Genomic DNA, 25006 nt, shown 5'->3' with positions numbered 1-25006 from the left:
CACGTTTCTCCAGCTCAGAGGTCACTATCCAAGGCGCCGGCGGGTGACGTGAGGCTTCAGGATTTGGGTGATGGAGTCGCGTTATCGCGTGGTCTGGGCTAGGCGGTCCATCAGGCCGGCCACCGCGCGGCATTGTGCGTTCGGGTGGCCGCCGAACGAGCGCCGGACGCGCTCGCGGACCTCGCTGCTCTGCTCCTGGCTCAGCTTGAACATGCCCTCGGCGCCGGTCACCCGGACGCGGAAGGCGCCGACCCCCGGCACGATCTCGCGGAAGTAGCCGATCGACTCGGTCATGTCCCAGTCGCTGCCGAACCGGCTCTCGAACGCACGCACCGTGGCCGTGACCACGTCGAGCGTCGCCTCGATCGAATCGATCTTCTGTACGGTCCCGCGGACGTGGATCGAGGTGAAGTTCCAGGTCGGCGCGGCCGGCGTGTACTCGTAGACGGTCGGAGTGACGTATCCGTGGGGGCCGGTGAACGTCAGCAGCACGGCGGCGCCGTCCTCCAGGGCCGACCAGTGCGGGTTCATCCGGTTCATGTGGCACAGCAGGACGCTGCCCGACAGGTCGGCCGACCCGGTGTCGAGAGATTCCGGGATCGACGGGAGATGGGTGGCGAACGGGACGCCTCCGGGCGGGCCGTTGCTCGTCAGCAGCGCCAGCGGGTTGCCCGTGATGGTCTCGACCATCCACGAGCTGTCGGGCGGACGGTAGAAGTCGGGTACGAACATCGGTGCCTCCCCTGAGCCGGGTGGTGCCTCACCGCTGCGCGGCAGGGCCGAACCAGGTGGCGAGGGCGGTCCGGAGCTCGGACCTGTGCGGCCGTCCGCCGCCGGTCGCCCAGGCGACATGGCCGTCGGGACGGATGAGGAGTGCGGCGGGGGCGGGGATCTCGCCGGCGCCCGGGACGGGCCAGCGGTCGTCCTCGCTGCGGGCCTCGACGATGTCGACGCGGTCGGTCCAGCCGTCGGCGACCCTCACCACCGCGGCGCCGCCGCGCAGGTCGAGCAGGACGGGGCGGGCCGCGCGCAGCAGCTCGTGGACGCGGGAGGTGCCGTCCGGCGTCTTGAGGTCGGCGTCGGGGACGCGGCGGCCCACCAGCGGGTGGTGGCCGTCGGCCGGGTACCGGATGTCCAGGCCGGTGATCATTCCGCACAGGTACCGGTTGACGTCGTCGAACGCGATGAGGGAACCGATCACGTCGCGCAGCGCGTCCGTCTGGGCGCCGGGACGGGCCAGCGCCGACTGCGCCCGGGTGTTGTGCAGGACGCGTTCCGCGACGGGATGGCGCTCGGCGTGGTAGCTGTCGAGAAGGCTCTCCGGCGCCCGGCCGCGCACGACCAGGCCCAGCTTCCACCCGAGGTTGACCGCGTCCTGCACTCCCACGTTCAGGCCCTGCCCGCCGGCGGGGTAGTGGATGTGCGCCGCGTCGCCCGCGAGCAGCACCCGTCCCTCCCGGTACCTGGACGCCTGCCGCGCGGCGTCGCCGAACCGGGAGACCCACCGCGGGCCGCGCATGCCCCAGTCGGTGCCCGCGAGCCTGATCAGCGACTCCCGGAGCCGCTCGAACGTCGCGGGCCCCTCGCACTCCGCGACGTGGTCGTACTCGGACGTGATCACTCGGTGCCAGCCCGGTTCGAGCGCGATCACCGAGAAGTGGCCGCCCGGGCATCGCCGCATGAAGATGTACTCCTCGGGCAGATCGGGGAGCTCGACGTCGCCGAGCAGCGCGGTCATCGTCGCCGGGGAGCCGGGGAAGGGGATGCCCGCGAGCTTGCGTACCGTGCTGCGCCCGCCGTCGCAGCCCACCGCGTAGCGGGCGCGCAGCGTCGCGCGTGCCGCGTCCCCCGTGCCCAGCTCGACCGTCACCCCGGCTCCGTCCTGGCGGATCCCGGTCACCTCGGACGACCAGCGCACCCGCGCGCCGAGCTCGGCGGCCCACTCCTCCAGCAGCAGCTCGATGGCGGACTGCAGGATCATCAGCGGGCGGGGGTGCCGGGAGTCGGAGTCGTCGAAGTCGAGCCAGAGCCCGGAGAAGTGGCCGACCGACTGCACCTCGCCGGCCGCCAGGAAGCGGTCCAGGACGCCTCGCTGGTCGAGCACCTCCAGGGTGCGGGCGTGGATCCCGCCGGCCCGCGACTCGCCGGTCCGTCCCGCGAGCCGGTCGGCGATGACGACGTCGGCGCCCGCCAGCCTGAGCTCGCAGGCGAGCATCAGCCCCGTCGGCCCGGCGCCCGCGATCACCACGTCCGTGTCGAAGCCGGGATGGTCCACGTCGTCTCCCCTCCAAGGAGCTCGATCAGAGCGGGTTCACGCGGTACAGCGGGAAGTAGGAGCCGATCCTGCCGCCGGCGTAGTCGTCGGCCAGCTCGGGCACCTGGTCGAAGTCGTAGGTCACGTCCGATCCCTTCGGCGCGATCCAGTCGCCGGCCTCCTGGAAGTCCCGGATCTCCGGTGACTCCGGCAGCCGCCACACGTGCGTGTTCACGTGGAGATGCCTGCTGATGCACTCGGCACCCCGCAGATACGACATGCGCATCCCCGCCTTCCAGCCGCAGGTGGCGACGGCCCCCTCGCGGGCCAGGGCCCGCAGGGTCACCTTCGCTCCCGGCCCGGACGGCCCAGCGCCGCCGCCGCTCCGCCAGATCGACCACCAGCGACACCACGGCCGCGACCACCACCGACAGCACCAGCGCGAGGACATGCTCGACATCGGCGATGGTGAGCGTGTGATAGGGCGGGGTGAAGAACCAGTTCGTCAGGAGATTCCCGGCGATCGCGGTGAACAGCGCCGGGCCGAGCCCGCCCACGAGCGCGACGAGGACGGTGAAGGTCAGGAACACGAGCACTTCGGACGCGACGCCTAATTCGCCGCGCCACGGCGATAACAGCACGGTCAGCAGTGGCGGCCCGGCGAGTGCCAGGGCCCATCCGGCGAGCGTCCTGCGGCGGCTCAGCGCGCCGTCCTTCGCCGTCCTCATGACGACCTCATGACCACCTCAGCGTACGAGCGACCCCGCGTCACCCGCCCGCCAACGTCCGGGACCGGCCGCGAAAAGGCTCCGCCGGTGCTTTCCGGGCCGTCCGTAAGTGATCACCAAGAATGGGAGGGCGAGCGGCCGACAAGGGTGCCGCCGTTTTCTCGGCGCCCGCGCCGGAACCCGATGCCCCGCTCCGCCGGAGGCTCTTTCACGCGAAGCACCGTGATGGCAAAATCGCCGCAATGGGAATCGGCCGCTCGGCCGCCGGCCGGTGACCAGGGCTCCTTCTCTATCTCCGCACCGAATCCGGCCGACGAGAACCTGAACCGCCGAGGTGAACGCGATGACGCGTGTACTGGTGGTGGACGACTCCCCGCAGATCCTCGCGACCCTGCGGCTCAACCTCCGGGCCCGCGGCTACCGGGTTCAGGTCGCGCCGGACGGCGAGAGGGCCCTGACCATCGCCACGGAATGGCAGCCGGCCCTGGTGATCCTCGACCTCGGGCTGCCCGACATGGACGGGATCGCCGTGATCCGCGGGCTGCGCGGCTGGTCGACGGTGCCGATCATCGTGCTGTCCGGGCGGGCCGGGAGCCGCGACAAGGTCGACGCCCTGGACGCCGGCGCCGACGACTATGTCACCAAGCCCTTCGGCATCGACGAGCTGCTCGCCCGGATCCGCGCGATCACCCGCCGGGCGCCCGCCGACGAGGAACTGCCGACCGTGGACGTCGGCCGCCACTCGGTCGACCTCAACGGCAAGATCGTCTACGGTCCGGGCGGGGAACGCGTCCATCTGACCCCCATCGAATGGGGACTGCTGGAGATCCTGGTGCGCAACCCCGGCAAGCTGATCTCCCAGCGCCGGCTCCTCACCGAGGTGTGGAGCCCGAACCACCTCAGCGAGACCAACTACCTGCGCGTCTACCTGGCCTCGCTGCGCCGGAAACTGGAGCACGACCCGTCCCGTCCGAGGCACTTCATCACCGAGCCCGGTATGGGCTACCGGTTCGAGCCCTGACCGGCCCATGGGGCCGGCGGCCGGCGATGCCCCGGGTTCCGGGCTCATGACCGCGAGGTGGCCGCACTTGAGGGCGGCCGCTGAACGAGGGTGGGAAGGCGAGCTCAGCGGGTGGCGTAGGCGCGGACGAAGGCGCGGGCCCCGTCGGTCATGATCTTGCGGATGCGGCCGGGGTCGGCGGTGGCGGGGTCGGGCTGGTCGTTGTAGGCCAGCAGAACGGTCAGCGCGGCGAGGTGGGAGGCGGCGGTGCGCGCATCGTCGGTGTCGAGGAGGCCCGAGTCCGCGAAGTGGGCGAGGCGCTCGGCGAGGGCCCGCTCGGATGACGCGGTCTCGACGTCGTCGCGGCTGCCGGGCTCGCGCCAGCGCCGCTGGGCGACGAGCGCGAACGCCGCAGCGTGGTCGGCGGAGCCGACGAGCGTCCTGCCGAGCTCGACGACCAGCGCGGTCAGCGCCTCCTCCAGCTCGCCGACCGTGGTGATCGTCCCGTCGGTGGGCAGGTGCTCGTCGAGGGCGCGCTGGACGGAGGCGTTCAGCGCCTCGGAGGTCTCGGACAGGATGGCCGGGAACAGGCCGTTCTTGTCGCCGTAGTAGTCGTAGACGGTCCGCTTGGAGACCTCGGCCTTCGCCGCGACGGCGTCCATGCTCACCGCGTCCACCCCGCGGCGCGCGAACAGGACGCGCGCCGCGGCGATGATCGCCGCCCTCTTGTCCGCCGAGGTGACCGATCGCCGGCTGACGCTCATCGGCCTGGTCCTGGCGCTGGGCGCGTTCACCACGCTCCTGGACACCACGATCGTCAACATCGCCCTGGACCATCTGGGCGCCCGGTTCGGTGCCGAGGTCGGCACGACCCAGTGGGTCGTGAGCGGCTACCTGCTGGCGTACGTGGCCGTGATCCCGGTGAGCGGGTGGGCCTGCGAGCGGCTGGGCGCCCGCAATGCGTGGCTGCTGGCCGTCGGCGCGTTCCTGGCCGGGTCGCTCCTGTGCGGCCTGGCGGGCTCACTGCCCGCGCTGGTGGCCTTCCGGGTGGTGCAGGGGATCGGCGGCGTGATCATCCCGATCACCATGTCGATCCTCGCCCAGGCGGCCGGGCCCGACCGCCTCGACAAGGCGATGCTCCCCGTCGGGCTGCCGAGCCTGCTCGGCCCGGTCCTCGGCTCGGTGCTGGGCGGCGTCCTGCTGCGATGGGCGGACTGGCGGTGGCTCTTCCTGGTGAACGTCCCGGTCTGCCTGGCCGCGCTCGCGCTCGGCGCCCGGCTGCTGCCCGCCACCGCGGGCCGGCGCGGTCACCGGTTCGACACGGCCGGTTTCCTCCTGCTGACGCCCGGCGTCGTCGCCCTGGCCTACGGCATCAGCCAGGCGCCCGGCCGCGGCGGCTTCGCCGCCACCTCCGCCTGGCTTCCCCTCCTGGCCGGAGCCGCGCTCATCGCCGCGTTCACCGCGTACTCGCTGCGCGCCCGCGGCCGCGCCCTCATCGACGTGCGGGTATTCGCGCGCCGCGGGCGTGCTGCTGACCATGGCCGGGATCGCACCGTTCGCCCTCGCCGGCACCCACGGCGGCACCGTCTTGCTGCTGGGCGGCCAATACCTGCAAGGCCTCGGCTTCGGCGCCACGACCTTCCCGCTGATGATCCTCGCCCTGTCCGGCCTGAGCCACGACGAGGCCCCGCGCGGCAGCGCCGCCTTCACCGTCGTCCAGCGCGTCGGCGCACCTTTCGGCGTCGCGGTCATCCTCCAAAGCCTCCTCGCCGACGCGGCCGGGCCTGAGGACGGCCTCGCAGCGTTCTCCACCACCTTCTGGTGGACATTCGGCCTCAGCGCCCTCCCGCTCATGCTCGCCCTCCTCGTGCCGAAGGCCGACACCGCCAAAAGCGCGGCGTCCCCCGCCGCGGCGGCGTGACCGCTCCGCCCGGAAGGACACCACCCACGCCGCAGGTACCCAAGCTCGTCGGCAAGCTCACCGAATCCTTCATTGCGGCATACGCCGGAGTACGCGCCTGTGCAACATCTTTCGCTAACTCGACAGTGCGTCCCGCGGGCAACTGAAACCACTCCGACCTCACCCTCGGGGAATTTGCTTTCGGCCTCCTTGGAATCGGAGTTTCGGATGCCGCGCGGCGACTCGGCCAATTCATTTTTCCATCCTGGTGTGGCATTGTACGAGTGCGGACGCCTTCATCGCTTGCGGCGGGGCCGCCATTGGGCCGGGCGTGTCCGTGTCACCAGGGGTGCTCTCGAAGAAGTCGTGGCATCACAAGGGAGGCGCCATGCCCGAGGTCTTCACCGGAAAGGTCGAGTTCAAGAACAAGAACGGCACCACGATCCTCACGATCGATCCCGACTCCGGATTCGTCGACATCGTCTACAAGACGTCCGGCGGCCAGCAGATGATGCAGCTGACCAATACCGGATCGTTCAGCCTCGCGGGACCGGGCGACGACCACGGCGCGCGGATGGACGGGTCGCTGGGAGACCTGTTCCTCGGTGGCGGCGGAAAGGTCGGCACCATTCGTATTCGCGACGCCGTCCGGAACGACGTCATCGTGCTCGAAGGGGCCGACGGGACCGTCTCCATCGGTTCGAGCGGCCACGAGGGGAACGTCATCCTCCGCGACGGCTCCGGGCGCACCGTCTTCGAGATCGACGGGAACACCGCGGGGGTCTTCGTCGGGGCCAACGGGAACGAGGGTGACGTCGTCGTCCGCAACGGCTCCGGCGCCGAGACCATCCGCCTCGACGGCGGGTCGGGGGACATCATCCTCACCAACGCCGACTGCGCCGAGGACTTCGAGGCGTCCGCGGACGCCGAGGCCGGCACCGTCATGGTGCTCAGCGAGGGCGGCGCCGTCGTCCCGTGCGAATCCCCTTATGACCGAAGGGTCGCCGGGGTCGTCTCCGGCGCGGGTGGTCTGCGTCCCGGCATCGTCCTCGGCAGGCGGCCCGCGGAGACGCGATGCCCGCTCGCACTGATCGGCAAGGTGTTCTGCAAGGCGGACGCGGACCACGGCCCCATCGGGCTGGGTGACATGCTCACCACGTCGCCCACGCAAGGCCACGCCATGCGTGCGCTCGATCCCATGCGTGCGTTCGGGTCCGTCCTCGGCAAGGCGCTGGGCGAGTTGCGCTCGGGCCAGGGCCTCGTTCCAGTCTTGGTGGCACTCCAATGACGGCGGGTGGGGTCAATGGCCAGCGTTAAGGCCACCATGCAGTGTCTTGGCATCGATACCGGCGGCAGCGTTTCCGTGCTGGGCGACTTCTTCGGGTTCATCCGGAAGCGGGTTCCGACCGATCCGGTGAGCACGGCCACGGCACAGGTCTCCGTACTCGGGCAGATTCGAGCATGCCAGGGCCAGCATATTCATGTGAACGTCATCCGCGTCGGATTCGACGCGATCTCCGGCGGCTCCACCGCGCTCGACGCCGCGTTCGAGAAGCTCGATTACGCGATCTTCCGGACCCGCACGATCTACCAGCAGATCAACCTGGGAGTCGGCCGGGTCCTGCACTGGTTCATCACGGCGGCCGAGGCCAACGGAGCCGACGACCTCGGCAGCGAGGGGGAGTGCGACGACCTCATCGCCGACTGGTCGGTGCAGAACGACGGCGTGGACGCTTTCGTGGTCCGCAACATCAGCGACACCGACTTCGTCGGCAGGGCCTCCGCCATACCGGGCGAGTGCGACAAGGACGCCAAGGACGACGGGCTGTGCGCCGGTGAGATCGGCCGAGCCGCCGAGGGATTCGCCCGTACCTTCGCCCACGAGCTCGGCCACCACCTCGGCCTGAGCCACAATCACGGCGGTGCGAACTGCCCGGGCACGACGGCGGGGTGCAACAACCTCATGGCCCAGACCCGGTGCGCGACCAGTTGCGGCGGCGGCATCCGGACGGCCGTCCTGCTGACCGCGTCCCAAGGGTCCACCATCTTGACCGCGCCCGCGCACTGCGCGGTCCAGAGCGGGTGTTGACGATGAGCCTCAGCGACGTGGAGACCCGCCCCGAGCTCGACGAGGACACGCTGGTGGACCAGGTCGATCGAGGGGACCCGCAGGAGCGGGGCGAGGCGCTGAAGGAGTTGCTGCGGCGCGAGTCGTCCCGCGTCCGGCCGTTCCTGGGACGGATCGTCGCCGACCGGACGGCACCGTCCGGGCTCCGGACGACGGCCGCCGTCGCCCTCGGCAAGGAGGCGACGCCGGAGAACGAGCGTGCGCTGATCACCGCCCTCGCCGCGGACGATCCCGCGGTGGTGGCCGCGGCGGCCAGAGGCCTGGGCCGCATCGGAGGACCTGAGGCGTTCGGCGCGCTCACACGCACCACCGGGCGCGGCGTCGACTTCGCCCAGACGCTCATCTCCTACCGCCTGGGCCTCGGTTCGCGGCGGCTGGCCGAGCCGGAGGCCGCGGCGCTGCTCGACCTCGACCCGCGCAGAGCGATCACCTTCCGGTTCGAGCCGCCGGCGGACCGGCCGGCCGACGCGGCGCTGCGGCGCGAACTCCCGGCGATCCCCGTGGCCGAGACAGGCTCCGTGCGGTTCCGCTGCCGCAACGAGCACCTCTGGATCCTGGTCTCCGGGGACGCCGCGCGCGCCCCCCGGGGACTCACCGAGCGGGACCTGGTGACCGCGGTGGTGCTGAAGGAGTCGACGTGCCCTGACGGGTGGCAGGTGTACGAGTACATCGTCGCCCACCCGCGCAAGGACGGAGGTGCGGCCATGTTCGGAGTGCGCCCGACGGGCAGGCTCGTCCATTTCGGTCTGCTGGCCCAGACCGACGTCAACGCCGACATCAGGCTCCAGGCGCTGGACGCGCCGGGAGTCATGGCTCTCGAATTCACAGCGGAGTACATCGCCGCGGACGGCTCCCTGGTACCGAGGAGCGCCCAGGGCTCGCCGCCGTCCGGTCGGCGCAGAAACCCGCCCGCTTCCCCAGCCCGGGCCCCGACGCAGGACTGACCGAGAGGGGGATCGGCGGGCGGCTAGAGCCCATCGCACCACACACTCGAACACCCGAGCCAAGTGGCGCTTCCGCGCGACAGTGAGCTCAGGCTGGAGGACCGTTTCCTGACGGCCCGCCCTCGGTGGGGGAGAGGCGCGCCGAGAGCTCGGCCGCCTGCTCGCGCAGGTGGCCGAGCATCAGCCGGGCCGAGGGCGTCGGCGGGCGGCGCGCCGGCATCGTCACGCCGACCCGGCGCCGCACCTGGGCCAGCGGCACGGGCAGCGGCTCGATGCCGCCTCCGGCGCGGGCCACGAGCTCGGGCAGCGCGGCGATCGTGTCGGTGTCGTGGACGAGGCTCCGCACGGTCAGGTTCGAGGTGCACTCGACCAGGTCGGCGGGGAGCGGCAGACCCTGGCCGTGGAACACCTCCTCCAGCTCCTGCCGCAGCGCCGTGCGCTGGAGCGGGAGCACCCACGGGTAGTCCAGCAGGTCGGCGAGGCTCAGGTCCGGCCGGCCGCGCGCCGGGTGCCCCTCCCGCGCGACCAGCCGCACGGGCTCGCTGTAGAGGTCGACCTGGCGGAGCCCGGGGGTGTCGTCGATCGGGTTGAGCCGGCTCAGCACCAGGTCGACCTCGCCGTCCATCAGCCGCGGGACCAGTGTGTCGAAGGTGGCCTCCTGGACGATCACGGTGATGCCGGGCCGGTCCCGCTTGAGCGCCGCGATCGCGCGCGGCAGCAGGACGTTCGAGCCGGCGAGCACGGTGCCGATGGTGACGGTGCCGACGGCGCCGTCGGCCAGCCCGGTGATCCGCTCGCCGGCGCGGCGCAGTTCCGCCAGCACCGCCCGGGCGTGCTCGACGAACGCCTCGCCGAACAGTGTCGGGGTCATCCCGCGCGGCCCGCGGGTGAACAGCTCCACGTCCAGGATGCCCTCCACCTCGCGGAGGCTCCGGGTGACCGCGGGCTGGGCGAGCCGCAGGTGCTCGGCGGCCCGCAGGACGCTGCCCTGGTCGGCGATCGCCACCACCAGGACCAGGTGCCGCAGCTTGAGGCGTCCGTTGAGCAGGTCGATCGCGCGCATGACCCCTTGATATCACGGTATGGCCATGGGCTAAGGCGGTGACATCACGACTTGGTTATGCATGGAGAAGAGCGTCCCGGCCCGCTATATCCGTGCGCGCATACCGGCCCGGGCAAACGATATTAGTGCGATATGCCGCATGTCACTTAGCGTTCCGACACACAGCGCCGGGGCTGTTCGAGTGGGAGGACGCACGTGGGCACCGACACCAGACCACGGAACCGCGCGGTCGCGGCCAGTTTCGTCGGCACCGCCATCGAGTGGTACGACTTCTTCATCTACAGCACCGCCGCGGCGCTGGTCTTCGGCAAGCAGTTCTTCCCCGACTTCGCCCCCATGGTCGGCACGCTGCTGTCGTTCTCCACCTTCGTGGTCGGGTTCGTCGCGCGGCCGATCGGCGGCGTGCTGTTCGGGCACCTCGGCGATCGGGCGGGACGCAAGTCCGTGCTCGTGGTCACGCTGTCCCTGATGGGCGCCTGCACCTTCGTCATCGGCCTCCTGCCGACGTACGCGCAGGTCGGCGTCTGGGCGCCGATCCTGCTGGTGACCGTCCGCTTCGTGCAGGGCATCGCGCTCGGCGGGGAGTACGGCGGCGCCGTCCTCATGGCGGTCGAGCATTCGAGCCCCGCCCGCCGCGGCTTCTTCGGAAGCTGGGTCCAGGTCGGGGTCCCGGTAGGGCTCGCCCTCTCCAACCTCGTGTTCCTGCTCATCCAGCTCCTCCCCGACGGCGCCCTGGAGAGCTGGGGCTGGCGGGTGCCGTTCCTGCTGAGCGCGCTGCTGGTCGCGGTCGGCTTCTTCATCCGGCTCCGGGTCGACGAGAGCCCGGAGTTCCGCGAGGTGGCGGAGCGCGGCGCGGCACGGCGGCCGGCGGTCGAGGCCGTCAAGCGGTCGTGGGCACCGATCCTGCTCTGCGCCGCCGCGGGGCTGGCGCCCGGCACGATGTTCTACGCCACCATGGTCTTCGGCCTCAGCTACGGCACCGACCACGTCGAGGTGAGCCGCGGGACGATGCTGGGCCTGACGCTGCTCTCGATGGCCGTGGTGCTGCCCTGCCTGCTCTGGTTCGGCGCGCTGTCGGACCGGGTCGGCCGCAAGCCGGTCTTCGCCGGCGGCGTGCTGGGCATGGCGCTGACCGCGTTCCCGTGGCTGCTGCTGGTCGACACCGGCTCGTTCGTCCCGATGCTGATCGGCTACCTGCTGGTCTCGGTGCCGTTCAGTGCCGCGTACGGGACGCTGGCGACGCTGCTGGCCGAGCTGTTCCCGGCCGGCGTGCGGTACTCGGCGGTCAACATCTCCTACGCGATCTCCAACGTCTTCGGGGCGGGGATGGCGCCGATCGTCGCCACCTCGCTGCTGCTCCGCACCGACTCGGGACTCCCGATCGCCGGGTACATCGTCCTGGTGTGCGGGGTGTCGTTCGTCTGCCTGGCGGCGCTGCGGGAGACCGCGGCGCGCCGGGCCGGGGACGGCGCCGCCGCGACGGCGGACGCCGCGGTCGCCGACGGAGCGGCCCGGTGAGCGCGGCGCCGCCGCCGAGCCTGGACCTCGGCGGGATCGCGGTCACCTGGCTGGCGGACATCCCGAGCATGGACTTCGCCCCGGACGACCTGCTGGTCCCCGAGGGCGACGACCGAGGACCCGGCGCCGACCTCGACCTGACGTTCGGCGGCTACCTGATCACCACCGGTACCGGCACCGTGCTGGTCGACACGGGAGTGGGGGACGGCAAGGCCCGGTCCCGCCCCGGCTGGAACCGGCGGTCGGACGGCGCGCTGCCCGCCGCGCTGGAGCGGACCGGCCGCGCCCTCGCCGACGTCGGCACCGTCTTCCTCACCCACCTGCACGCTGACCACGTCGGCTGGAACACCAGCTGGGGCGGGGACGCCTGGGTGCCCACCTTCCCCGAGGCGACATACCTGGCCCTGGCGGACGAGCTGGACTGGGGGCGCGGGGAGTACGCCCGCGACCACGGCTTCATGTACGGGTCCTATGCCGACAGCGTCGTGCCATTGATCGAGCGGGGGCGCCTGGAGGCGGCCGAGGACGGCTCCCGCCTCGGCGACCGGATCGAGGTCCGCGCCGTGCCGGGCCACACGCCCGGCTCCGCGGCGGTGATCGTCCGGGGGAGCCGGGAGACCGCCGTGCTCTCGGGCGACCTGATCCACCACCCGCACCAGTTCGCCCATCCAATGACCTGCTCGCGCTTCTGCGTGGACCGCGCGGCGTCCGCCAAGGCCAGGCACACGCTCCTGGACTGGACGGCGCGGCACGGCGCGGTCCTCATGCCGGCGCACTTCGGCTGGGGACGCGTCGAGGCCGCGAACGGCCGGTTCCGCTTCCAGCCGCTTCCGCGCTGATATAGCCGACGGCGCATAGGTGCCAGTGCCATAGGTATTGGACAGTTATAACGCGCGGTGACGATGATGAACGGCACGACCTGCGCGGAAGCGTCCGGACCGGTGCTTCCGAGGGGCGGTCTCACACCCCGCGAGCCCGGCTCCGCCGGGACCAGAAGAGGAGCGGTGACACCTTCATGAAGCCGGCCCACTACGTCGGCGGGGCCTTCCTCGCCGGCGAGCCCGGCGGGACCTCGTTCCCGCTGATCGACCCGACCGACGGGACCGAACGCGGACAGGTCCCCGAGGCCGCCCGGGAGACGGTCGACGCGGCCGTCCGGGCGGCGCGCGGAGCCCTGGAAGGCGGCTGGGGCGCGGCCGGCGACACCGAGCGGGCCGCCGCGCTCCGCCGGATCGCCGACGGGATCGAGGCCCGGTTCGACGAGTTCGTGGACGCGGAGGCCCTCGACACCGGCAAGCCCCGCGAGCTGGCGGCGACCATCGACGTCCCGCGCGCGATCGGCAACTTCCGCGCCTACGCCGATCTCCTCTACGGGCGCCCCGAGCGGGCGTACACCACGCAGATCCCCGGCTGGAGCGCCGGGGCGGGCGGGCAGGCGCTCAACTACACCGTCCGCCGCCCGCTCGGCGTCGTCGCGGTCATCTCGCCGTGGAACCTCCCGCTGCTGCTCCTGACCTGGAAGGTCGCCCCCGCGCTCGCCGCCGGGAACGCCGTGGTCGCCAAGCCGTCGGAGGAGACGCCGTCCACCGCCACGCTGCTCGCCTCCGTGATCGACGAGGCCGGGCTGCCCGCCGGCGCGTTCAACCTCGTGCACGGGCACGGCGCGGGCGCGGCCGGGGAGTTCCTCACGGGGCATCCGGGTGTGGACGCGATCGCGTTCACCGGCGAGTCGGCGACCGGTGCGGCGATCATGCGCAACGCCGCCGATCATGTCACGCCGGTGTCGTTCGAGCTCGGCGGCAAGAACCCGGCGGTGGTGTTCGCCGACGCGGACCTGGACGCGGCCGTCGAGGGCACGGTCCGCTCCACGTTCACCCATTCCGGGCAGATCTGCCTGTGCACCGAGCGCGTCTACGTGCAGCGGCCGATCTTCGACGAGTTCGTCGAGGCGCTGGGAGCACGGGCCCGCGCCCTGGACGGCTACGGCCCGATGATCTCGGCGGAGCACCGCGACAAGGTCCTGTCCTACTACCGGCTCGCCCGCGAGGAGGGCGCCACGGTGGTCGCGGGCGGCGGCGCCCCGGAGTTCGGCGACCGCCGCGACGGCGGCTTCCACGTGGAGCCGACCGTGCTGACCGGGCTGCCCGAGGCCGCCCGGACCGTCCGCGAAGAGATCTTCGGGCCGGTCTGCCACGTCGCCCCGTTCGACACCGAGGACGAGGCGCTGCGGCTGGCCAACGACAGTCCCTACGGGCTGGCCGCGACGGTGTGGACCCGCGACCTGTCCCGGGCGCACCGGGTCGCGCCGCGCGTCGAGACCGGCATCGTCTGGGTCAACTGCTGGAACCTGCGCGACCTCCGCACCCCGTTCGGCGGCGTCAAGGCATCCGGCATCGGACGCGAGGGCGGGGAGTACTCCCTGGACTTCTTCTCCGAGCCCGTCAACGTGTGCGTCCAGATCTGAGAGCGAACCCGTGACAGAGACATCCATCGCCGCCGCGGCGGACCGCCTCCTGGAGGCGCACGCGACCGGCGTCCCCTGCGCGCCCGTCCGCGACCTGATCGGCCCGGACGACGCGTACACCGTACAGCGGCGCCTCACCGAGCGCTGGCTGGCCGAGGGCCGCCGTCCGGTCGGCCGCAAGACCGGCCTGACCTCGCCGGCCGTGCAGCGGCAGCTCGGCGCGGACAGCCCCGGCTTCGGGACGCTGTGGGCCGACACGGCCGTCCCGGACGGCGCCGAGATCCCCGCCGGCTCCGTGCTCCAGGGGCACGCCCAGGCCGAGGTGGCGCTCGTCCTGGAGCGCGACCTCCCGCACGAGCGCACCACCGCCGCCGACCTCATCCGCGCGACCGCGTTCGCGCTGCCCGCCATCGAAGTCGCGGGCAGCCGCGTCCGCGACTGGGACGTCGCCCTCGCCGACACCGTCGCCGACAACGCCTCGTCCGGAATGTACGTGCTGGGCAACCGGCCCGTCCCGCTGGACCGGGTGGACCTGCGGCTGTGCGGCATGGTGCTGGAGCGCCGCGGCGAGCAGGTCTCGACCGGCACCGGCGCCGCCTGCCTCGGCCATCCGCTGAACGCGGCGCTCTGGCTCGCCGGGACGCTCGCGCGGGCCGGCGAACCGCTGCGCGCCGGCGACACGGTCCTGACCGGCGCGCTCGGCCCGATGGTCGCGGCCGTCCCCGGCGACGTGCTGGAGGCCCGCATCGAGGGGCTCGGCGACGTCCGCGTCGCCTTCGCGAAGGAGGACTCATGAGCGACGCCGAGGCACTGGCCGACCGCCTCGAAACCGCGGCGCGGGACGTCCGGGCGATCCCGAAGCTGACCGGCGCCGCCGACCTGGACGTGGCGGACGCCTACACGGTGCAGCGCACGGTGATCGACCGGCGGCTCGCCCGCGGCGAGCGGCTCGCCGGGGTGAAGATGGGCTTCACCAGCAGGGCCAAGATGATCCAGATGGGCGTCCACGACGTCATCTGGGGGCTGCTGACCGACGCGATGCTGGTCGAGTCGCGCATCGACACCGGCCGGCTGATCCACCCCCGCATCGAGCCGGAGATCGCGTACCTGATCGGCCGCCCGGTCCGCTCGCCCGCCGACGTGGACGCCGCCGTCGCCGGCGTCGCGGTCGGCTTCGAGGTGCTCGACTCCCGCTACGAGGACTTCGCGTTCACGCTGCCCGACGTGATCGCCGACAACGCGTCCGCCGCCGGGTACGGCGTCGGCGCCTGGCACCAGCCGCGCGACGTGTCCAACGTCGGGATGCTGATGGAGATCGACGGACGGGCCGTCCAGACCGGGTCGTCGGCGGCGATCCTCGGCGACCCGATGCGCTCGCTGCGCGCCGCCGCCCGGCTCTGCGGGCAGGCGGGCATCGCGCTGGAACCGGGCCACGTCGTGCTCGCGGGCGCGGCCACCGCGGCCGTCCCGCTGCCCGCGGGCGCGCATGTGCGGGTCACCGCGTCCGGCCTCGGCTCGGTCGAGGTGACCACATGACCGCCCGCGACGGGAACGGGGACGCGCTGCTGGTCGAGGGCAAGGCCCGGCCCCGCGGCCGGTTCCCGCACCTCAGGCGGGCGGGCGACCTGGTCTTCGTGTCCGGCACCAGCTCCCGCCGCCCCGACGGCACCTTCGCGGGCGCGACCGCCGACGCGATGGGCGTCACCGACCTCGACATCCGCGCGCAGACCCGCGCCGTCATCGAGAACGTCCGCGACCTGCTGAAGGCGGCCGGGGGAGACCTGCCCGACCTGGTCGCCATCACGGCCTACCTGGTCAACATGAACGACTTCGGCGGCTACAACGAGGTCTACGCCGAGTACTTCGACGAGACCGGGCCGGCCCGCACGACCGTGGCCGTCCACCAGCTGCCGCACCCGCACCTGCTGATCGAGATCGCCTGCACGGCGTACCTCCCCGCGAAGGAGCCCGGAGCATGACCGCCCTGCCGAAACTGTCCTTCGGGCAGCCGTTCAACTTCGAGCGGTGGATCGACGAGCACCGCCACCTGCTCAGGCCCCCGGTCGGCAACGCCCAGGTCTGGGAGGGCTCCGACCTGGTCGTGATGGTGATCGGCGGCCCGAACCAGCGCACCGACTTCCACGACGACCCGGCCGAGGAGTACTTCTACCAGCTCAAGGGCAACTTGGTGCTGCGCGTCATGGAGGAGGAGGGCAGGCCGCCGGTCGACGTGCAGATCAACGAGGGGGACGTGTTCCTGCTGCCGCCGCACGTCCGGCACTCCCCGCAGCGGCCCGAGGAGGGCAGCATCGGGCTCGTCGTGGAGACCGCCCGGCCTGAGGGCACGGAGGAGGCGTTCGAGTGGTACTGCACGAACTGCCACCACCTCGTCCGCCGCGTCCAGTTGCAGGTGCGCTCGATCGTCGACGACCTGCCGCCCGCGTTCGAGGGCTTCTACGACGGTGACCGCACCTGCGGCAACTGCGGCGCCGTCCACCCGGGCAGGCTGTGGCCGGCGGAGATGCGGCCCAGGACCGAGGTCCGCGCGTGACGGTCATCGACGTGCACGCCCACGTGTTCCCGCGCATCTCGCGGGCCGAGGCGCGCGTGCTCGGCGCGGACGAGCCGTGGCTGCGCGAGAACGGCGACGGCACCGGCATGATGATGAGCGGGGACGCCGAGTACCGTCCGGTCGACGCGGGGCTGTGGGACCCGGAGGCCCGCGTCGCGGCCATGGACGCCGCCGGCGTGGACGTCCAGGCGGTCTCCTCGACCCCGCTGCTGTTCGGCTACGACGCCGAGCCCGCACGCGCGGCCGACTGGTGCGAGCTGGTCAACCGGCGGATCCTCGACCACTGCGCGCAGGCGCCCGGACGGCTGCTGCCGCTGTGCCAGGTCCCGCTGCAGGACGTCGGGCTGGCCTGCGAGACCGTCGGGAAGGCGGCCGCCGCCGGGCACAAGGGCGTGCACATCGGCAACCACGTCGGCGCGCGCTACCCCGACGACGCGGAGTTCACCGAGTTCCTCGCGCACTGCGCCCGCGAGGGCATGCCGGTCCTCATGCACCCGTGGGACATGCTCGGCGAGGACCGCATGGCCGGCCGCTACATGCTGCCCTGGCTCGTCGGCATGGGCGCCGAGACGCAGCTCTCGATCCTGTCGCTGATCCTGTCGGGCGCGTTCGAGCGCATCCCCGCGTCGCTGCGGCTGTGCTTCTGCCACGGCGGCGGCAGCTTCGCCTACCTGCTCGGACGGGCCGACAACGCCTGGCACAACCGCGACATCGTCCGCGCGGACTCGCCGCGCCCGCCGTCGGCCTACACCGACCGGTTCCACGTCGACTCGGCCGTCTTCGACCCGCGCGCCCTGCGCCTGCTGGTCGAGGTCATGGGCGCCGAGCGGGTCATGCTCGGCACCGACTACCCGTTCCCTTTGGGCGAGCTGGAACCCGGCGCGACCGTCCGCGCGTGCGACGCCCTGGGCGACGACGCCCGCGCCGCGATCCTCGGCGGCAACGCTCGCCGCTTCTTCGGACTGGCCTGACACCGGATCCACAGCGAACCGGGCCGCCTCCCACCAGGGAAGCGGCCCGGTTCGTTCGGGGTCCCGCGTGGTAGCGGCCTCCCCGTTGACGGTTTCAGTGGCCGAACGCCTCCTGGAGCCACCAGGAGCCCTCGTCGGACGTGATCCTGGCGTCGATGACCATGGGGCGGTGCTTCGGGCCCTGGATCCACTCCTTGAGTTCCGCCAGGTCGCCCGGCTGCGTGACCGTCAGGGCCTCGCAGCCGTGACCGCGGGCGATGGCGGCGATGTCCGTGCGGGGGAAGGTGACGGCGGACAGGTCGGGGCGCTCCCTGTCTCCGCCGCTGAAGTGGTGGACCTCGGCGCCGTACATGGCGTCGTTGTAGACGACCACCAGCATGGGGATGCCGAGCCGGACGACGGTCTCCAGCTCGGAGATGCCCATCAGGAAACCGCCGTCGCCGCAGGCCGCGACCGGCAGCCGGTCCGGGCGGGCGAGCGCGGCGCCGATCGCGGTGGCCAGGCCGAGCCCCACCGACTGGAACGCCTGGGTGAAGCAGAAGCCGCGGTGGTCCGGGACGTCGAGGAACATGCTCGGGTAGCCGAGGAAGTTGCCCGAGTCGACCGAGACGATCCGCTCGCGGGGGAGCAGGCGGTCGAGCTCGATGGTGAGCGTGCGGGGGTCGATGCGTCCGCCACCGGTCGCGTCCCGGTAGGGGACCTGCTTCCAGGAGCCCTCGGCGGCGATCCGGGCCGCGATCTCCGGGCCGCGGTAGCCGGTCGCGGCGCCGGGGTCCTGCTCGGCGGAGCCGCCGAGCAGGGCCAGGGTGTCGCGCGCGGTCTCGGCCACGCCGCCCCACAGGCCGAGGTCGACGGGACGGTGGCGGCCGATCGCCGCGCGTTCCAGGTCCACCTGGACGACGGCGGCGTCCGCGGAGATCAGGCGCCCGTGCCGCATGGTCCACATGTTGAGGGCGCAGCCCCAGCCGACGATCAGGTCGGCGCCGGAGATGAGCTCGGCGGCGAGCGGGGTGGCGAAGCCGCCCGACACGTCGACGCTCCAGGGGCTGCCGTTGAACAGGCCGCGCGCGACGGCGGAGGTGGCGAGCAGGGCCCCGGTCCGCTCGGCGAGCGCGGCGATCGCCTCCCCGGCACCGGCGGAGCGGGCGCCGCGGCCCGCGACGAAGACCGGGCGCTCGGCCCGCCGCAGCAGCTCGGCGAACGCCTCGACATCGGCGGCGGCCGGACGCGGGTTCCCGACGGCGGGACGGTGCCCGGCGCGTGCTCCCTCGGGAAGCGGCTCGTCCTGGACGTCGATCGGCACGTTCAGGACCACGGTCCGCCGTTCCCGGGCGCAGACCTCGTAGGCGCGGGTGACGTCGTCCACGGCGGTCCGCGGGGACCGTACCGCGGCCGCGACCGCGCCGACGCCCTCGGCGATGCCGCGCTGGTCGACGTGGAAGTTCGACGACGGCTCGGTGGCCTCCGCGGTGACGACCAGCAGCGGGGTGCGGCTCTTGGCGGCCTCGGTGACGCCGGTGAGGGCGTTGGTGTACCCGCATCCCTGGTGGAGGCTGAGCACGGCGACCTCGTCGCTCATCCGGGCGTAGGCGTCCGCCATGACCGCCGCCCCGCCCTCGTGCCGGGCGGCGGTGAACGTGGCACCGGCCTCGGCCAGCGCGTTGGTGAAGTGGAAGTTGCCGCTACCCACCACACCGAACGCCGCCCGGACGCCGAGGTCGTGGAGGGTGCGGCCGATCGCCTCGCGTACCAGCATCGTCAGTCGTCTCCGTCCGTGTCGTTCGAGGGGTTCGCGTCGTTCGAGGGATTCGCGTCGCCGGTGCCGCCGGTGCCGTCGGCGCGCTGCGCGCCGGTCAGCGCCATGACGCGTGCCGGGCTGCCGGACCCGCCGACGATGCGGAGCGGGGCGACGACGAGCACCGCGCCCAGCGGCGGGAGCGAGGCGAGATTCTGGAGCTGGGTGAGGCCGTACTTGCCCGCGCCGAGCAGGTGCTCGTGGGCGGGGAAGGGCGGGTCGAAGCGGAACGCCTGGCCCGCGTCGATGCCGACCGTCTCGACCCCGAGCCCCACGACCGGGGCCTCCTCGGCCAGCCAGCGGGCGCACTCGGGGGATATGCCCGGCGTGTGCGGGCCGTCCTCCCCGGCGTTGAGGAAGAGGTCCTGGTCGTGGGAGCGGGCGTCCCAGCCGGTGCGGTACAGCAGCCAGCCGCCGCCGGGGAGCGGCCCGTGCTCGTCCTGCCAGGCCAGGACGTCCTCGATCCGCAGCAGGTGGTCGGGGTCCTCGGCGCATCGCGCGCTGTGGTCGATGACGGCGGCGGGGCCGACGAGCCGCGACACCGGGACGCTCCCGACGTCCTCCAGGCGGCGTCCGCTGGCCCAGTGGCAGGGCGCGTCGAAGTGGGTGCCCACGTGCTCGCCCGTGTGGATGCCGTTCTGGAGGGCGGGCTCGCCCGGCGTGTCGTAGTGCGCGACCTGCTCCAGGCGGAACGGCGGGATCGGCGCCATGCCCTCGGGGAGCGGCAGGACCGGGGTTCGCGCGGACAGCGGCGCGGTGAGGTCGATGACGTGCGTCCCCTCGGCGAACGCCGCCTGGACGGCGTCCGGTAGGGGAGGGCGCGGGAAGACGGGCATGAGGCTCATCCTGTGGGTTCGGAACACCGGAGCACCATTGCCCTTTCACATGCTGTTATGTTCATACGGGCATAGCGTGGAGCCGTGGCTCGGAAAGCGGGAGGCGTCGCATGGCCGTGCCGAGGAAGATCGACTGGCTGCTCGACGGACGCTTCAAGCTCCGCCACCTGACGCTGGTCGGCGCCATCGCCGAGCAGGGGTCGCTGGTCGGGGCCGCGCAGGCCCTGCACATCACCCAGCCGGTGATCACCCGCGGGCTGAAGGAGGCCGAGGAGGTGCTCGGCGTGCGCCTGTTCGAGCGCGGGCCCCGCGGGGTGACGCCGACGGTGTACGGGGAACTGCTCGTCGAGCACGCCCGGATGATCCTCGGCAACCTGCGCGAGGTCGGCGAGAACATCGAGCAGATCCGGCGCGCGGGCGACCGTCCCGTGCGGGTCGGCACCAACCTGGCCGGGGCGTACACGCTGCTGCCGCGGGCCGTGGTGGCGCTCAAGTCCGAACGCCCGAGAACCGTGGTCTCGGTGACGGAGGGGGTGCCCGACGAGCTGGTCAAGCTGCTCCGCAGGCACGAGGTCGACCTGCTGGTGGGGCGGCTGGCCCCCGAGCGGGACGACGCCGGCCTGCGCCGGATGCGGCTGTACGAGGAGCCCGTCCGGATCGTCGTGCGGCGCGGCCACCCTGCGCTGGACGACCCGGCGCCGACGCTGGCGGCGCTCGGCGGCTACCCGTGGATCCTGCCGAACCGGCCGGCGCTGCTGCGCGACGAGCTCGACGATCTGTTCGCCGAGCGCGGCCTCGAACCGCCGGAGAACGTCATCGAGTGCGTCACGATCCTCACCATCCGGGCCATCCTCACCGCGACCGACGCCGTGGCGCCGCTGCCCTCGCTGATCGCCGCCGGTGACGAGCGGCTGGACGTGCTGGCGATCGAGCTGGGCACGGTGCCGCAGACCATCGGCGTCACCTGGCGGGCCGACCAGGAGCTGAGCGACGGCGCCCGCGCGATCGTCGGCCACCTCCGGCGGGTGGCCGAGTCGATCACCGCCGAGATGAGGGGCTCCTGAGCGCGCTTCGACGCCGAGGCCTGTGATCACTGCTATGCCCTCACGGGCATAGCGCGACGTTGATAGGCATTGGTCGGACGCTACCGCCGCTGCCAGCATGACCTGCACCACAGCCCGCCACCGCCCACCCGTCTCCCTCCCCGGCACGGACGTCCGTCCCGCCGGGCGCGGTACGGGCTGTCGTATGCGCCGTCACGCACTCGGCAGGACAGGAGACGTCCATGCAGGAATCGTTGCCGCAGGAATCCTCGCCCGCATCCCGACCATCCGATCTCCGGTCCGTCATCGAGGACCACGCCCTCGTCCCGGTCCCCGAGCAGGAGCGCCGCGGCGGCTGGGCCCTGGCCTTCAACACCTGCGGCGCCGGCACGACCCTGGTCGTCCTCGGCATCGGCGGCGGCGTCAGCCAGACCGCCGGCACCCGCTGGGGCATCGCCGTCGGCATCGTCGCGGCGGTGTTCGGCTCGCTGCTCGGCTGGGCCGTCGGGCACGTCTGCCAGGTCGCGGGAACGTCGTCCACCGTGACCAGCCGGTCCTACGGGCTCGGCGTCCGCGGCTCCGCGCTCGCGTCGCTGATCTTCGCGTTCATGGTGCTCGGCTTCCTCGCGCTGGAGAACGCGCTGCTGTACTACGGCACCCTGTTCATGTTCGGGTGGTCGCCGACGGACGCCAACGCCATCGCGATCTACGGCGTCCTCACCGTGGCCTGGATCGTGCTGACGACGTTCGGGCTGAAGCTGGTGCAGCGCACGTCCGCCGTCCTGACGGTGCTGGCGGCCGTCCTCGTCCTCGCGGTCACCGCCATGGCGGTGAGCAAGTCCGACGTCGGCCTCGGCGACATCTGGGCGTACAGCCCCGAGCGGCTGTCCCCGGGGGACGTCACCGCGGCGCTGAGCGCGATCGCGGGCATCGCCGGAGCCCTCGCGCTGACCGGCGCCGACTTCGGCCGCTTCGCCCGCACGTCCCGTGACGTCGGCATCATGTCCGTCGTCGGCTCCATCGTGGTCAACATCGTCGTGGTGGTCGTCGGCACGCTGATCTTCCAGGCGGGCGACGCCGTGGTCACCGACTACCTCAACGACCCGGCCCACGCGGGCGTGGCCGCCACGCAGGCCGGCGCGACCACGGCGGAGAAGCTGGCGTTCATGGCGCACAGCAACGCCGGCGCCTACTTCATCGTCCTGGCCGGGACGCTCGGCTTCCTCGTCATGTACGCCGCCCAGGCCAAGGCACAGGTGATCAACACCTACTCGGGGTCGCTCGCGCTGAGCAACCTCGCCGACGCGGTCGCGGGGCGCGGCCCCGGCCGGTTCTGGATGGTCGTCGTGGGCAACGTCATCGGCCTGCTCGCCATCAAGGCCGACATCCTCGACCTCATCAACACCTGGCTCGGCCTGCTCGGCATCCTTACCACCTCCCTGTGCACGCTGATGATCGTCGACTTCTTCGTGGTCCGGCGGCGCGTGCCCGCCGACCCCGGGCGGGCCGAGAACGTCAACTGGGCCGGGGCCGTTGCGCTGCTCGTCTCGTCCGGCGTCGCCTACGCGCTGACCGAGACCGGCGTCACCTCCCTCGGTTTCCTGGTCGCGCTGGTCCTCACGGCGGTGCTGTACCTGGCCCTGCGGCGGGTGCTGCCCGCCGCCGCATCTGAAGGAGCATCCGGATGACCCGTCCCCTCCTCCGCGGCGACGGCTTCAAGCTGGGCCTGTTCTCCGCCAACTGCTCCAGCGGCATGGCGATCACCAAGGCCCCCGGGCGCTGGTCGGCGAGCTGGGCCGACAACGTCCGGCTGGCCCGCGTCGCCGACGCCGCCGGGATCGACTTCCTGCTGCCGATCGCCCGGTTCATCGGGTACGGCGGCGAGACCAACTTCCACGAGGGCGTGCTCGACCCCGTCGCCTGGGCCGCGGGCCTCCTCTCGGTCACCGAGCGGATCACCGTCGTCTCGACCGTGCACACCGCGTTCAACCATCCCGTGGTCGCGGCCAAGCAGCTCGCCACGATCGACCACATCGGCGCGGGCCGCGCCGGGCTCAACATCGTCGCGGGCTGGAACAAGCCCGAGTACGACGCGCTCGGCTCCGACCTCCCCACCGCGCACGACGACCGCTACGCCCAGGCGCAGGAGTGGTGGGAGGTCGTCGAGAAGATCTGGACGGTCGACGGGCGCTTCGACCACGACGGCCGGTTCTACTCCCTCAAGGGCGCCGAGGGGCTGCCGAAGCCGGTGGACGGCAGGCTGCCGCTGCTGAACGCCGGCTCGTCCCCGCAGGGCCGCGGGTTCGCGGCCCGCAACGCCGACTACGGGTTCACCATCGTCGACGGGCCGGTGGACGGCGCCGAGATCGTCGCCTCGATGCGGGACCGGGCGCGTGCGGAGTTCGACCGCGACATCGGCGTCCTCACCCTCGGCCACGTCGTGTGCCGCGAGACGGAGAAGGAGGCCCGGGACTTCCTGCGCTGGTACGCCGAGGACAACGCCGACTGGCCCGCCGTGGACACCATCATGCGCCTCATGGGCGCCCACGCCCGGTCCTTCACGCCCGAGATGCTCCGCACGTACCGGCTGCGGTTCGCCGCGGGCCACGGCTCCGTCCCGCTGGTCGGCACGCCCGGCCAGGTCGCCGCGCGGATCAAGGAGTTCGCCGACGCCGGGTTCGCCGGGATGACGCTGGCGTTCTTCGACTACGCCGGGGAACTGCCGTACTTCGCCAGGACCGTCCTGCCGCGCCTTGAGGAGATGGGCGTGCGCCCCCGGGCCCGCTCGGCGGCGCGGTGACGGCCGCCGCCTTCCCGCGGGTGACCGGCGCGGAACTGCGGCGTGTGGCCGCCGCCTTCGCCACCGGCGTGTGCGTGGTCACGGCGCAGGACGCCGCCCTCGGCCCGCACGGGATGACCGTCAACGCGTTCACCACGCTCAGCCTGGACCCCCCGACCGTGCTGCTGTGCCTGAACCGGGCCAGCACCACGCGCGGGGTGCTGGCCGGCGCCCCGTACTTCGCGGTCAACGTGCTCCGCGCCGGCCAGGCTCCGCTCGCCCGCCGGTTCGCCACCCGCTCCAACGGAAAGTTCGACGGGATCGGCTGGCACCGGACGGCGCGGGACGTCCCCGTCCTGGACGGCGCCCTGGCGCTGCTGGAGTGCGAGCCGGCCGAGTCCTTCGACGTCCACACCCACAGCGTGCTGGTGGGCAACGTGCTCAGCGCCGCCGTGGACGAGGGGTCCCCGCTGCTGTTCCACCGGGGCCGGATGATCGGCGAGGCGGGCGCGGCGCGATGAGCCGGACCGAGTACGACGCCGTCGTGGTCGGCGCCGGGATCAACGGGATGGTCGCGGCGGCCGTGCTCGGGCTGGCCGGCCGGCGGGTGGCGCTGGTCGAGGCCCGGGACCGGATCGGCGGGTTCATCGCCTCCCACACCGGCCCGGACGGATACACGCACGACACGTTCTCGTCCTGGCATCCGCAGTTCACCGGAGGCCCCGCCTACCCGGTCCTCGGGGAGCGCCTCCTGCGGCACGGGCTGGAGTACCGGACGAGCGGCGACCTGCTCACGGCGTCCGTCGCGGACGACGGCCGCACCACGCTCGCCCACCGCGACCCCGCCGCGACGGCGGCCTCGTTCGCGGATCCGGGCGACCGGGACCGCTACCCCCGCATGATCGCGCGGTTCGCCCGCGTGCTGGCGGCGGCGTGCGGTGGTCAGCGCGTGATGGCGGCGCGGAACGCCTCGTCCTTGAGGAACAGGGAGGTGTTGTCGGCGCCGAGATG

The 25006-nt window shown here is 72.5% G+C and carries 25 protein-coding genes and 2 pseudogenes; 19 read left to right on the top strand and 8 right to left on the bottom strand.

Annotated elements, in window-relative coordinates:
- Nucleotides 1-81: 81 nt before the first annotated feature.
- The 4 genes and pseudogenes from E1300_RS06245 to E1300_RS53835 all read right to left on the bottom strand — a co-directional run.
- Nucleotides 82-732, bottom strand: coding sequence for an FMN-binding negative transcriptional regulator (locus E1300_RS06245; protein ID WP_131755919.1), 651 nt, complete (start codon nt 730-732; stop codon nt 82-84).
- A 28-nt stretch (nt 733-760) separates the two neighbouring features.
- Nucleotides 761-2275 (bottom strand): FAD-dependent monooxygenase, encoded by a 1515-nt coding sequence (locus E1300_RS06240; RefSeq protein ID WP_131755918.1) that lies wholly within the window; start codon nt 2273-2275, stop codon nt 761-763.
- A 25-nt stretch (nt 2276-2300) separates the two neighbouring features.
- The gene (locus E1300_RS52190) at nt 2301-2600 is read right to left on the bottom strand and encodes a hypothetical protein (RefSeq protein WP_242618968.1); all 300 of its coding nucleotides are present in this window, start codon (nt 2598-2600) and stop codon (nt 2301-2303) included.
- 73 nt (nt 2601-2673) lie between these two features.
- Nucleotides 2674-2982 (bottom strand): annotated as a pseudogene (locus tag E1300_RS53835) (DUF4118 domain-containing protein); the annotation flags it as partial.
- A gap of 343 nt (nt 2983-3325) precedes the next feature.
- Between E1300_RS53835 and E1300_RS06230 the strand changes: the two are divergent.
- Entirely contained in the window at nt 3326-4003 is a 678-nt protein-coding gene (locus E1300_RS06230; RefSeq protein ID WP_131755916.1) for a response regulator, read from the top strand.
- A gap of 104 nt (nt 4004-4107) precedes the next feature.
- Here the strand turns inward: E1300_RS06230 and E1300_RS06225 are convergent, their stop codons facing one another.
- Nucleotides 4108-4746 carry a TetR/AcrR family transcriptional regulator gene (locus E1300_RS06225; RefSeq protein WP_131755915.1) on the bottom strand — a complete coding sequence of 213 codons (639 nt, stop codon included), beginning with the start codon at nt 4744-4746 and terminating at the stop codon, nt 4108-4110.
- Between E1300_RS06225 and E1300_RS53830 the strand changes: the two are divergent.
- The 5 genes and pseudogenes from E1300_RS53830 to E1300_RS51320 all read left to right on the top strand — a co-directional run.
- Nucleotides 4643-5353: pseudogene (locus E1300_RS53830) on the top strand (MFS transporter); the annotation flags it as partial. The gene E1300_RS06225 and the pseudogene E1300_RS53830 overlap by 104 nt on opposite strands.
- A 166-nt stretch (nt 5354-5519) precedes the next feature.
- Nucleotides 5520-5903 (top strand): MFS transporter, encoded by a 384-nt coding sequence (locus E1300_RS52175; RefSeq protein WP_242618965.1) that lies wholly within the window; start codon nt 5520-5522, stop codon nt 5901-5903.
- Between the two features lie 367 nt (nt 5904-6270).
- Nucleotides 6271-7170: a hypothetical protein gene (locus E1300_RS06215; protein ID WP_131755913.1), complete on the top strand. Its 900-nt coding sequence runs from the start codon at nt 6271-6273 to the stop codon at nt 7168-7170.
- A 195-nt stretch (nt 7171-7365) separates the two neighbouring features.
- Nucleotides 7366-7971 carry a M12 family metallo-peptidase gene (locus E1300_RS06210; protein ID WP_165502701.1) on the top strand — a complete coding sequence of 202 codons (606 nt, stop codon included), beginning with the start codon at nt 7366-7368 and terminating at the stop codon, nt 7969-7971.
- Nucleotides 7972-7973: 2 nt separating this feature from the next.
- Nucleotides 7974-8954 carry a HEAT repeat domain-containing protein gene (locus tag E1300_RS51320; RefSeq protein WP_207399510.1) on the top strand — a complete coding sequence of 327 codons (981 nt, stop codon included), beginning with the start codon at nt 7974-7976 and terminating at the stop codon, nt 8952-8954.
- Between the two features lie 88 nt (nt 8955-9042).
- On the opposite strand, the gene E1300_RS06200 is transcribed toward E1300_RS51320, so the two are convergent.
- Complete coding sequence (locus E1300_RS06200) at nt 9043-10017, bottom strand: LysR substrate-binding domain-containing protein (RefSeq protein WP_131755911.1); 975 nt, start codon at nt 10015-10017, stop codon at nt 9043-9045.
- Between the two features lie 195 nt (nt 10018-10212).
- Here E1300_RS06200 and E1300_RS06195 point away from each other — a divergent pair, with 195 nt between their 5' ends.
- From E1300_RS06195 to E1300_RS06160, 8 genes are all read left to right on the top strand, one after another.
- Nucleotides 10213-11535 carry an MFS transporter gene (locus tag E1300_RS06195; protein ID WP_131755910.1) on the top strand — a complete coding sequence of 441 codons (1323 nt, stop codon included), beginning with the start codon at nt 10213-10215 and terminating at the stop codon, nt 11533-11535.
- A complete protein-coding gene (locus E1300_RS06190; RefSeq protein ID WP_131755909.1) occupies nt 11532-12374 on the top strand; it encodes an MBL fold metallo-hydrolase in 843 nt (280 codons plus the stop codon). Before E1300_RS06195 ends, E1300_RS06190 begins: the two co-directional genes overlap by 4 nt.
- 176 nt (nt 12375-12550) lie before the next feature.
- Nucleotides 12551-13999 (top strand): 2-hydroxymuconic semialdehyde dehydrogenase, encoded by a 1449-nt coding sequence (locus E1300_RS06185; protein WP_131755908.1) that lies wholly within the window; start codon nt 12551-12553, stop codon nt 13997-13999.
- 10 nt (nt 14000-14009) lie between these two features.
- Nucleotides 14010-14795 (top strand): 2-keto-4-pentenoate hydratase, encoded by a 786-nt coding sequence (locus E1300_RS06180; RefSeq protein ID WP_207399509.1) that lies wholly within the window; start codon nt 14010-14012, stop codon nt 14793-14795.
- Entirely contained in the window at nt 14792-15535 is a 744-nt protein-coding gene (locus tag E1300_RS06175; protein WP_131755907.1) for a 2-keto-4-pentenoate hydratase, read from the top strand. Before E1300_RS06180 ends, E1300_RS06175 begins: the two co-directional genes overlap by 4 nt.
- Entirely contained in the window at nt 15532-15978 is a 447-nt protein-coding gene (locus E1300_RS06170) for a RidA family protein (protein ID WP_131755906.1), read from the top strand. The genes E1300_RS06175 and E1300_RS06170 overlap by 4 nt, the downstream gene beginning before the upstream one ends.
- Nucleotides 15975-16550 (top strand): 3-hydroxyanthranilate 3,4-dioxygenase, encoded by a 576-nt coding sequence (locus tag E1300_RS06165; RefSeq protein WP_131755905.1) that lies wholly within the window; start codon nt 15975-15977, stop codon nt 16548-16550. Before E1300_RS06170 ends, E1300_RS06165 begins: the two co-directional genes overlap by 4 nt.
- A complete protein-coding gene (locus tag E1300_RS06160; RefSeq protein ID WP_131755904.1) occupies nt 16547-17542 on the top strand; it encodes an amidohydrolase family protein in 996 nt (331 codons plus the stop codon). Before E1300_RS06165 ends, E1300_RS06160 begins: the two co-directional genes overlap by 4 nt.
- A gap of 94 nt (nt 17543-17636) precedes the next feature.
- On the opposite strand, the gene E1300_RS06155 is transcribed toward E1300_RS06160, so the two are convergent.
- Nucleotides 17637-19298 carry a thiamine pyrophosphate-binding protein gene (locus E1300_RS06155; protein ID WP_131755903.1) on the bottom strand — a complete coding sequence of 554 codons (1662 nt, stop codon included), beginning with the start codon at nt 19296-19298 and terminating at the stop codon, nt 17637-17639.
- Between the two features lie 2 nt (nt 19299-19300).
- A complete protein-coding gene (locus E1300_RS06150) occupies nt 19301-20173 on the bottom strand; it encodes a cyclase family protein (RefSeq protein WP_131755902.1) in 873 nt (290 codons plus the stop codon).
- A 110-nt stretch (nt 20174-20283) separates the two neighbouring features.
- On the opposite strand from E1300_RS06150, the gene E1300_RS06145 reads away from it, so the two are divergent.
- The 5 genes from E1300_RS06145 to E1300_RS06125 form a co-directional block, all read left to right on the top strand.
- Nucleotides 20284-21237: a LysR substrate-binding domain-containing protein gene (locus E1300_RS06145; protein ID WP_131755901.1), complete on the top strand. Its 954-nt coding sequence runs from the start codon at nt 20284-20286 to the stop codon at nt 21235-21237.
- Nucleotides 21238-21458: 221 nt separating this feature from the next.
- Nucleotides 21459-22904, top strand: coding sequence for a purine-cytosine permease family protein (locus E1300_RS06140; protein WP_131755900.1), 1446 nt, complete (start codon nt 21459-21461; stop codon nt 22902-22904).
- Nucleotides 22901-24016 carry an LLM class flavin-dependent oxidoreductase gene (locus E1300_RS06135; protein ID WP_131755899.1) on the top strand — a complete coding sequence of 372 codons (1116 nt, stop codon included), beginning with the start codon at nt 22901-22903 and terminating at the stop codon, nt 24014-24016. Before E1300_RS06140 ends, E1300_RS06135 begins: the two co-directional genes overlap by 4 nt.
- Nucleotides 24017-24036: 20 nt before the next feature.
- On the top strand, nt 24037-24516 hold the full coding sequence (locus E1300_RS06130; RefSeq protein ID WP_165502700.1) for a flavin reductase family protein: 480 nt from the start codon (nt 24037-24039) through the stop codon (nt 24514-24516).
- A partial coding sequence (locus E1300_RS06125; protein WP_131755897.1) for an NAD(P)-binding protein occupies nt 24513-25006 on the top strand: 494 nt, incomplete at its 3' end. The genes E1300_RS06130 and E1300_RS06125, both read left to right, overlap by 4 nt.

Origin of the sequence: Actinomadura fibrosa (assembly GCF_900659615.1) — a bacterium.
Classification (GTDB): domain Bacteria; phylum Actinomycetota; class Actinomycetes; order Streptosporangiales; family Streptosporangiaceae; genus Spirillospora; species Spirillospora fibrosa.
The sequence above is the reverse complement of the archived record's forward strand: the minus strand, read 5'-3'. Positions and strand labels throughout refer to the sequence as shown.